At 69.0% G+C, this 9,132-nt stretch carries 10 protein-coding genes; 5 read left to right on the top strand and 5 right to left on the bottom strand.

Annotated features, from left to right (window positions below; all coding sequences use genetic code 11):
- Positions 1-258 precede the first annotated feature (258 nt).
- Positions 259-1,281 carry a class 1 fructose-bisphosphatase gene (gene fbp / locus AB1634_17505; protein MEW6221312.1) on the top strand — a complete coding sequence of 341 codons (1,023 nt, stop codon included), beginning with the start codon at positions 259-261 and terminating at the stop codon, positions 1,279-1,281.
- Here fbp and gltX read toward each other — a convergent pair.
- Positions 1,278-2,759 carry a glutamate--tRNA ligase gene (gene gltX, locus AB1634_17500; GenBank protein MEW6221311.1) on the bottom strand — a complete coding sequence of 494 codons (1,482 nt, stop codon included), beginning with the start codon at positions 2,757-2,759 and terminating at the stop codon, positions 1,278-1,280. The two genes, fbp and gltX, sit on opposite strands and share 4 nt — an antisense overlap.
- A gap of 269 nt (positions 2,760-3,028) precedes the next feature.
- On the opposite strand from gltX, the gene AB1634_17495 reads away from it, so the two are divergent.
- Complete coding sequence (locus tag AB1634_17495) at positions 3,029-3,205, top strand: hypothetical protein (GenBank protein ID MEW6221310.1); 177 nt, start codon at positions 3,029-3,031, stop codon at positions 3,203-3,205.
- Between the two features lie 75 nt (positions 3,206-3,280).
- Here the strand turns inward: AB1634_17495 and era are convergent, their stop codons facing one another.
- Positions 3,281-4,183: a GTPase Era gene (era, locus tag AB1634_17490; protein ID MEW6221309.1), complete on the bottom strand. Its 903-nt coding sequence runs from the start codon at positions 4,181-4,183 to the stop codon at positions 3,281-3,283.
- Positions 4,184-4,319: 136 nt separating this feature from the next.
- On the opposite strand from era, the gene AB1634_17485 reads away from it, so the two are divergent.
- Complete coding sequence (locus AB1634_17485) at positions 4,320-6,308, top strand: ribonuclease catalytic domain-containing protein (GenBank protein ID MEW6221308.1); 1,989 nt, start codon at positions 4,320-4,322, stop codon at positions 6,306-6,308.
- 21 nt (positions 6,309-6,329) lie between these two features.
- On the opposite strand, the gene AB1634_17480 is transcribed toward AB1634_17485, so the two are convergent.
- Positions 6,330-6,500, bottom strand: coding sequence for a dual CXXC motif small (seleno)protein (locus AB1634_17480; GenBank protein MEW6221307.1), 171 nt, complete (start codon positions 6,498-6,500; stop codon positions 6,330-6,332).
- Between the two features lie 8 nt (positions 6,501-6,508).
- On the bottom strand, positions 6,509-7,063 hold the full coding sequence (gene pyrE, locus AB1634_17475; protein MEW6221306.1) for an orotate phosphoribosyltransferase: 555 nt from the start codon (positions 7,061-7,063) through the stop codon (positions 6,509-6,511).
- A 293-nt stretch (positions 7,064-7,356) separates the two neighbouring features.
- Here pyrE and AB1634_17470 point away from each other — a divergent pair, with 293 nt between their 5' ends.
- Entirely contained in the window at positions 7,357-7,764 is a 408-nt protein-coding gene (locus AB1634_17470; protein MEW6221305.1) for a hypothetical protein, read from the top strand.
- A gap of 82 nt (positions 7,765-7,846) precedes the next feature.
- Complete coding sequence (locus AB1634_17465) at positions 7,847-8,101, top strand: zinc ribbon domain-containing protein (protein ID MEW6221304.1); 255 nt, start codon at positions 7,847-7,849, stop codon at positions 8,099-8,101.
- A gap of 102 nt (positions 8,102-8,203) precedes the next feature.
- Here the strand turns inward: AB1634_17465 and truA are convergent.
- Positions 8,204-9,132: tRNA pseudouridine(38-40) synthase TruA (gene truA / locus AB1634_17460; protein MEW6221303.1), on the bottom strand; the 929-nt coding region annotated here is incomplete at its 5' end.

Raw genomic sequence — 9,132 nt, 5'->3', positions numbered from 1 at the left:
AAGGAGCGGCCGATCTGGGGTGTATCTGTACCACACCGCCAACTGGGGCGTCAAGGGGGAGTGCAACCGCCGCCACGGCCTGCCCGGCTGCCTTGCCGTTGCCGGGGCGCAGGAATTCTCCTATGATGGGGCCAAGCGGCAGGGGCCAGGCCACAAAGGGTGGAGGAGAGATCCTGCCAGTGCTGGTGAGGGCCCGGTCGGACCCATTCCTTCGCATTCGAGCGAGGCAAGAGACGCCATATGGCCAAGGAGCGTACGATGCAACGACCCCTCGGAATCACGGTCAGCCGTCACATCATGGAGTCCCAGCGTCTCCATCCCGAGGCCACCGGAGCCCTGTCCGGTCTGCTCAGCGAGCTGGTGGTGGCGGCCAAGACCATCTCCATGGAGGTGAAAAAGGCCGGCCTGGGCGACATCCTCGGCCTGGCCGGCGGACCGGCCAATGTCCAGGGGGAGGCGGTGCAGAAGCTCGATGTGCTGGCCAACAGCATCATCAAGCGCCGCATGGCCCGATGCGGCTATCTGTGCGTCATGACCTCGGAGGAGGACGCCGACGCCATCCCGGTGCTGCCCCGGGCCATCGGCAAGTACACCCTGGCCTACGATCCCCTGGACGGCTCGTCCAATATCGACGTCAACGTCAGCATCGGCACCATCTTCTCGATCCACCGCCGCCGCTCCCCGGACGACCAGCCCGGCACCGAGGAGGACCTCCTGCAGCCAGGCCGGCAGCAGATCGCCGCCGGCTACATCATCTACGGCTCCAGCACCATGCTGGTCTACACCACCGGCGAAGGGGTGCACGGCTTTACCCTGGATCCAGGCGTGGGCGAGTTCTTCCTCTCCCACCCGGACCTCCGTATTCCGGAGCGGGGCAAGTACTTCTCGGTGAACGAAGGCAACCACAATTACTGGGATGCCAACACCCGCCGCTACATCGACCATCTGAAGGCCTTGGCGCCCGGTGACGGCCGGCCCTACAGCTCCCGCTACATCGGCTCCCTGGTGGCGGACTTCCACCGCAACCTGATCACCGGCGGCATCTTCCTCTACCCCAAGGACTCGAAAAGCCCTTCCAAGCCCCACGGCAAGCTGCGCCTCCTCTACGAGGCCGCCCCCCTGGCCTTCATCGCCGAACAGGCCGGCGGCCGGGCCAGCACCGGTGCCGAGGACATCCTTGACATCCAGCCCACCAACCTCCACGAACGGGTGCCCCTGATCATCGGCAGTCGCCGGGACGTCAACGAGGCCGAGCTGTTCCTGCGCGGCGACGCTGTCTAGGCGCCGGCAGCCGGCAGGGGCCGGCGCAACCGGGCCACCGCTCGCTCCTGGCCCAGGATGGCCAGCACCTCGAACAGACTGGGGCCCACCGCCCCCCCGGTGACCATGGTCCGGGTGGCGTTGATGAGGATCCCCGCCTTCACCCCCAGCTCGTCAGCCAGCCCGCGGAGGGTCGCCTCGGCCGCCGCCGCGTCGAAGACCGCCAGGGCGGCCAGCCGCTCCGCCAGGGCCGGCAGCCAATCAACAAGCCCCGGATGCTTGGCGATGTTCCTGGCCACCGCCTCCTCCTGGAACGGGTAGTCATCGACAAAATAGGGCCGGCCCAGGGTGGCAAAATCACACAGGGTATGGAAACGGGGGCGCAGAAGCTCGATGGTGGCGAAGAGCCAGTCCTGCCGACTGCCGGCAAAGGCCGGATCCCAGAGCCCGGCCGCCTCCAGGTGGGGGCGGACGAGGGGGACCAGCTCGGCTACCGGCATGGCCCGCAGATGGTGGGCGTTGATGGAGAGGGCCTTGGGATCGGTGAAGAACTTGGGATCCCCTTTCCGGTAGTTGAAGACCGCGTTGTGGCGACTGATGCCCTCCAGGGAGAAGGCCGCCAGCAGCTCGGGCAGCGTGAAGATCTCCCGGGAGTCGGCCGTAGCCCAGCCCAGGAGCACCAGAAAGTTGGCCAGGCCCCAGGGCAGGAAGCCGTGCTCCCGGTAGAACTGCACAGTGACCACCTCGCCGTGGGTGCGCTTGGAGATTTTGGCCTTGGCCGGGTCCAGGGTGAGCGGCATGTGGGCGAACTCCGGCAGCGGGGCGCCCAGGGCCTGGTAGATGAGGATCTGGCGCGGCGTGTTGGCGAGGCCGTCCTGGCCGCGGATGACGTGGGTGATGCCGTCCCGGATGTCGTCCACAACGTTGGACAGCAGATAGAGGGGCGAGCCGTTGGAGCGGACGATCACGAAGTCCTCGATGTCCGCCAGGGAGCGCTCGATGGTGCCATAGACGCGATCGACGAAGGTCACGGTGCCCGGCCCTTCCGGGGCCTTGAACCGGATCACCGAGGGTTGGCCGGCCGCCTCCCGGGCCGCCACCTCGACGGCGCTCAGACGCCGGCAGGTGCCATCGTAGTGCAGGGAGGCCTTGGCGGCCATGGCCGCCTCCCGCTTCGCCTCCAGCTCCTCCTTGCTGCAGAAGCAGCGGTAGGCGTGGCCGGTGGCCACCAGGCGGTGGGCCACCGCCACGTGCTCGGCAAGGTGGGCGGACTGGAAATAGGGCCCCTCATCCCAGTTCAGGCCCAGCCAGCGGAGCCCCTCCAGGATGCCGTCGATGGATGCCTGGGTGGAGCGCTCGGCGTCGGTATCCTCGATGCGCAGGATGAGCTTGCCCCCGTGCTTCCGGGCAAAGAGCCAGTTGTAAAGGGCGGTGCGGGCGCCGCCGATGTGCAGGTAGCCGGTGGGGCTGGGGGGAAAGCGGACGATGACCTGGGACATAGGCTGGCTCCTTGGCTCGGCCGAGGCCGAAGACGGGTTGGCGGGGAGAGCGCGGCAGCGGCGCAACACCGCTTATAGATGATTTCCTGGCCACCGGCAAGGGCTGCCGGCGGTCGCCGGAGTTTTCGTTTGCGCCTTTTCGGTGGGCAAACTATGTTTAGCCTGTTCGGCTATTGAACTGGATAGAGCCGGCGGCCAGTCCGGCCCGGCGTCACCTGAACAGGCCGTGGCCAAGGCCGCGGCCCCTGATCCCGCCAAGGAGGACGACCATGGACAAGACCATCATCGAGTTTTGCAGCGGCTGCAGCAAGTGCCCGGTGCTCGAGGTTTCCGAGGACCGCATCGTGCTGAGCGATCACGACCAGGACGAGCCCGGCCGGGTCACCTTGAGCCGGCAGCAGGCCCAGGATCTGCTGGAGGGGCTGCGCCGGGCCTTGGCCCTGTAATCCGCACCGCAAGCCCCACCTTTGACGGCCCCGGCCGGCTTGCCGCCGCCGGGGCCGCCTGTTTTTTTCTCCCTGCTACATCCCCAGCTCCCGCAGAAAGCCCTTGTCCCTGGTCCAGTGGGGCATGACCTTCACCCACAGGTGGAGATAGACCCGGCGGCCAAGCAGGCTCTCGATATCCCGCCGCGCCAGGCGGCCGATCTCCTTGAGGTGGCTGCCGCCCTTGCCGATGATGATCCCCTTCTGGGAGCTCCGCTCCACGATGACCGTGGCGTCGATCACTGTCAGGTCCCGTTCCGGCTCATCCTTGAACCGGTCGATGACCACGGCGCTGGCGTACGGCACCTCCTGCTCGGTGGCCAGGAACACCTTCTCCCGGATGATCTCACCCACCAGAAAACGCTCGCTGGCATCGGTGGGGACGTCCGGCGGGTAAAGGGCGGGTCCAGGCGGCAACAGGGGCAGGAGCTCGGCCAGGATCCGCTCCAGGCCGTCGGCATGGAGGGCAGACACCGGGATGAGCGCTGCAAAGGGGTAGGTGCGGCTGTACGTCTCCATGAGGGGCAGGAGGGTCGCCCGGGCCACCAGGTCGATCTTGTTCAGGACCAGGATGGCGGGCGTTGGTCCGGCGGGCAGCAGGCGGTCCGGCCGCTGGGCCTCCGGGGGCAGGGGCAAAGACACGTCCACCAGGAAGAGGATGGCGTCCACCGCCGCAAGGGTGTCGAGCGCCACATGAACCATGGCCTGGTTCAAAGGGCTGCGGGCCGGATGCAGGCCGGGGGTATCCAGGAAGACGATCTGGTAGTCCGGGCCGTTGACGATGCCGGCGACCCGGTTCCGGGTGGTCTGCGGCTTGGGGGTGACGATGGCGATCTTCTCCCCCAGGAGGCTGTTGAGCAGCGTGGACTTGCCGGCGTTGGGCGGCCCGACGATGGCCACCATGCCGCAACGGAAGGGATGGTCCGGAGTCTCGGGCATGACCTTGTTTCTCCTGTTGGAGCCGGCCAGCCGCTTTGACAAACGGCACCGACAGTGTATGGTATGGCCTTTTCGCTGCGGCCGCCCTTCCCGGGAACGGCCCGCGGCAGGGGCTTCCCGGCATCCGTGAGGGGTCATGACCTCGAGCCAGCGACTGGTGGAATACATCGAGAACAGCAGATTCCTGTGCGCCGCCGTGCTGGAGGATTCCGGATCCCGGGTGCGGGCCCTCAACCAGAACGGCCGCGAGGTAAGCCTGCCGTACGGCCGCATCGTCCACGCCAGCGTCCTGCCCGCCGCCGCCTCATCCGGCCGGGAGGACCTCCTGAAGGCCCTCAGGCAGGTGGCCGACCAAAGGCGGCAACTGGCGGAGGCCGTCGACCTGGCCGGCCTGTGGGAGGTGGCGGCGGCGGACGGCGAGGCCGCCTTCCCGCCGGAATTCCTGGCCAGCCTCTGCTTCGGCGGCGATGCCAGCGCCGATCAGGTGGCGGCCTGCCTGCGGGCCGTGCTGGCGGACCGGCTGTATTTCAAATTCCGGGAAGGGAAGATCGTCGCCCAGTCCATGGCCGCGGTGGCCCAACGCCAGGAGGCCCTGGAGCGGGAGCGGCAGCGGGAGGCGCTCCTGGGGGAAGGGGCCCGCAATCTGGCCCGGCTCAAGGCCGGTGAGCCGGTGGCCGACTGGCCTACCCGGGAGGCCTGCCTCAATCTTCTGGCCAGCTTCTACCTGCACGGCAGCGACGCCCCGGAGGCGGCCCTGGCCCGGGATCTCCTGAAGCGCGCCGGCTGCACCCGGCCCCACGATCCCTACCTTATCCTGGTCCAGGCGGGCTTCTGGGCGGCGGACGAGAACTTCCTTCTTGGCCGCTACGGGGTGCCCGTCATCTTTGCCGAGGAGGTGCTGGCCGAGGCGGCGGCCCTGGCCAGCGCCCCTCCGGCCGTCGGTCCAGGGCGGCGGGATCTGACCAGCCTGCCGGTTCTCACCATCGACGGCGAGGCCACCGCCGACTTCGACGACGCCCTGCACCTGGAAGAGCGGCCGGACGGCCTGGCCCTGGGCATCCATATCAGCGATGTCGCTGCGCTGGTCCGGCCGGACAGCGGCCTTTTTGAGGAGGCGGCCCGCCGGGCCACCTCCCTCTACTTCCCGGAAGGGTCCATCCCCATGCTGCCGGCGGCGTTGTCGGAAGACGCCGCCTCCCTGCGCCAAGGGCAGGTGCGGCCGGCCATGAGCTTCCTGGTCCAGCTCACCGCCGCCGGCGAGGTCGTCGATTTCACGATTCAGCCCAGCCTGGTGCGGGTGGCGCGGCAGCTCACCTATCAGGAGGCGGACCGCCGCCTGACGGAGGACCGGGAGCTGCGCCTGCTGGCCGAGCTGGCGGTGCGCCTGCGGCAGCGGCGCCTGGACCAGGGGGCTCTGGTGCTGCCCATCCCCGACGTCAACATCGTGCTGGATCCCCAGGCCGGGGTCCGGGTGGAGCTGGCCGAGGTGGACACCCCGGCCCGGCTCCTGGTGGCCGAGCTGATGGTGCTGGCCAACAGCCTGGCCGCCCAGTACCTGGCCGACCGGCAGGTGCCGGCCCTGTTCCGCTGCCAGGGCGAGCCCAAAAAGCGGCTGTTCACCGGCCTGGAGCGGGATCTCTTTCTGAACTTCCGCCAGCGCCGGTTCCTGTCGCCCATGGAGCTGACGGTGCGGCCGCGGCCCCACAGCGGCGTCGGCGTCATGCAGTACACCACCGTCACCTCCCCCATCCGGCGCTTCCTGGATCTGGTGGTGCAGCACCAGCTGCACAGTGTCCTGGCCGGACGGGGAGCGGCCTTTTCCGAGTCCGCCCTGCGGGGACTCGCCAACCGGCTCCAGGAAGGCCTGACCCGGGCCAGCACCGTCCGGAGCCTGCGCCACCGCTACTGGCTGCTCCGCCACCTGGAAGGCCGTGTTGGACAACGGTTGCCGGCCCTGTTCCTGGAGCGCCAGGGCAACCGCGTCCTGGTGCTTCTCACCGAGCTTCTTTTCACCGCCGAGGTGCCGGCCACAGGTCCCCTGAGCCGCCTCGTCCCCGGAGACGCGCTGTCGGTGCGGCTGGAAAGAGCCGATGCCCTGGACAACGACCTCAGGCTCACCTATTGATAAGGATCGGCCCCCCGGGTTCTAGTCGTAGATGATGGCGGTGTAGCGCTCCAGGAGCGCCTCGGTCTCGGCATCCAGGCGGTCCGCCACCTCGTGGATCTGGAATTCATGCCCGCAGCGGCTGCAGCGCAGCCGCACCATCCGGCAGCGCCGCACCACCTCCAGCCGGCCGTCACACCGCTTGCAGTCCATGGCCCGCCTCAGCCGCCGATGAGGTCCAGCCGGGTGAAGATCGCCCGCAAGGGGTAGCCAGCCGCCGCCAAGGCCTCTGCCCCGCCCTCCTGGCGGTCCACCACAGTCACCACCAGCCCCACGGTCAGGCCCTCCGCCTCCACCCGCTCAATGGTCTTGAGCAGGGTGCCGCCCGTGGTGACCACATCCTCCACCAGGGCCACCCGGCTGTTGTCGGGAATGTTCTCCCGCCCTTCGATGAAGGCGGCGGTGCCGTGCTTCTTGGGCTCCTTGCGGACGATGAAGGCCGGGATCCCCTGGCCCTCCAGGTGGCTGACCAGGGCAACGGCAGTGACCAGGGGGTCGGCCCCCAGGGTCATGCCACCCACGGCAACGATGGGCTGCGGCTGGTCCCGGAGCAGCTGAAACAGGAGGCGGCCGCACAGATACGCCCCTTCGGCCAGCAGCGTGGTGCGCTTGGCATCGATGTAGAAGTCGGACTCCCGGCCTGAGGTCAGGACAACCCGCTTTTTGAGATAGGAATGGCTGAGGAGCAGCTCTTTGAGGCGTTGGCGATCGGACATCGGTTCCTTCCTACGGCTGGTCGTCTGGGGGGCATCCCGGCCCATCGTCGTCCCGAAGACGGCTCAGTGTCCATGCAGATGAATAGGGGGCCGGAAGAGAAAACGGCGATGGTACCACCACGAACCCGTTTCCACAAGCGCGGAAACGCCTCGCGCCGGCTTTCCCCTTGACAAGGGCAGCGGCGGTCTGGGATAGTCCCACCACACATGGTCAGCTGCGGCCATGCCGGCCGGCGATGGGGAGGATCCTGGCCGACGCAGGGTGTCTGAGACACGGTTTCCCGGGACGAGCCATGGCACAGGAATACCACCTGATCGAGCGGCGGCGCCACCGGCGGTTTGTGGTCAACGGCCTCGCGTACACCGTCAACTGCACCAAGCCGGGACTCATCACCAACATCAGCCTGGGGGGGCTGGCGGTCCGCTATCTGGATCGCAAGCAATGGGCGGATGAGCCCTTCGAATCCTGCCGCCTGGACCTCATCGTGGGTGACAACGACCTGGTGGTCCGGGACGTGCCGGTGCGGCTGATCGCGGATGTCCTCCTGGGCGAGGACGGCAGCAGCGAGGAGACCCGCCGCCGGCGCCGCAGTCTGGCCTTCTGCCAGCTCGACCGGCAGCAGACCCAGGGCCTGGCCCAGATCATCGAACGCTTCACCATGCCGTCCGTCTACGTGCCCTTGGCTGGTGGCCTGCTGTAACAGGGCTGCTCCTGCCCCGTTCCCCTGGACCGGCCAGCCGCCTCGCCGGCCAACACCGTCCTTTCCTCCGGAGGAGAACGTCATGCCCATCCACGAGCTGTCCTGTCAGGACTGTGCCCACACCTTCGAGATCCTCATCTTCCGCCCGGAGGAGCTCAGTGAGGCCACCTGCCCCAGCTGCAACAGCCGCCGGCTGGCCAAGCTGATGAGCGCTGCCAACTTCAGTATGCCGGCCGGCAGCGCAACCACCGGCAGCGCCGGCGGCTGCGCCACCGAGAGCCGCACCTGCCAGGGCGGCAGCTGCACCAGCTTCACCCTCCCCGGCCACAGCCGCTGACCCCTCCCCGCCTCGACCGCCAGCCCATCATCCCCGGCCCGGGAGCTGCTGCCGCCACGCCAAGGGCGGCCGGCCAGCGGCTGCGCCGGCCCCTCTGTCTGCTCAGGGCAGGCGCGGCAGGACCGGGGGGGCCAGGAAGGACGGAACCGGCGGCCTGGGCCCGGAGGCGTCCAGGAACGCCGCCAGCTCGCCGGGGTGGTAGAAGGCACGCTCGAAAAAAAGGCCGGAAGGCGGCGCGGTGAAACGCGCCGGCAGATCGCTGGGCTGCCGCAGGAGGTCGGCCAAGGCCGGGGGCGGCAGCCGGTGCCGGCCCACCTCCACCAGCAGACCCACCAGGCGGCGAACCATCTTCCACAGAAAGTGGGACGCCACCACCCGCACCAGGATCTCGTCCTCCCTCTCCCAGACGTCCAGCCGCTGCACCAGGACCTCGGTGGACTTCCTGAGCTCCGGGGTGTCGGCGAAGGCGGCCCAGTCGTGCATGCCCAGGCAAGGCGCCGCGGCGGCGGCCATGGCGGCCACGTCCAGGTGGTCCCTCACCCACCAGACATACCGCTTGCCAAAGGCGGTACGCCGGCGGGCGATCCGGTAGAGGTAGGCGCGGGCCAGGCAGTCGTGGCGGGCGTGGAAGCGGGCTGGCGCCGGCGCCACCGCCAGGAGCACGATGTCCTGGGGCAGGCGGTCGTTGATCTCCTGGCGGAGGACGGCGGCCGGCAGGGAACGGGCGGCAGCCAGGTGCGCCACATAGGCCAGGGCATGGACCCCGGCGTCGGTGCGACCGTTGCCCTGGATCTCTGCCTGCGGATCGGCCAGGGCCGCTGCGGCTGCTGCCTGCAGGGTGCCCTGGATGGTGCGGGCATCCGCCTGCTTCTGCCAGCCGCTGTAGCGGCTGCCGTCGTATTCCAGAAGGAGCAGCCAGCGGCTGCCGGGGCCGGCCGCCGGCTCGCTCCGCCCGCCGGCGCCGGCGGTCGGGCTCAAACGGCGGGACGCGCTGGGGGCGGGCCGGGGGCGGGCCATGGGCAAAGGAGCCA

The sequence above is a fragment of the Thermodesulfobacteriota bacterium genome (assembly GCA_040755095.1).
Lineage (GTDB): Bacteria > Desulfobacterota > Desulfobulbia > Desulfobulbales > JBFMBH01 > JBFMBH01.
The sequence above is the reverse complement of the archived record's forward strand: the minus strand, read 5'-3'. Positions and strand labels throughout refer to the sequence as shown.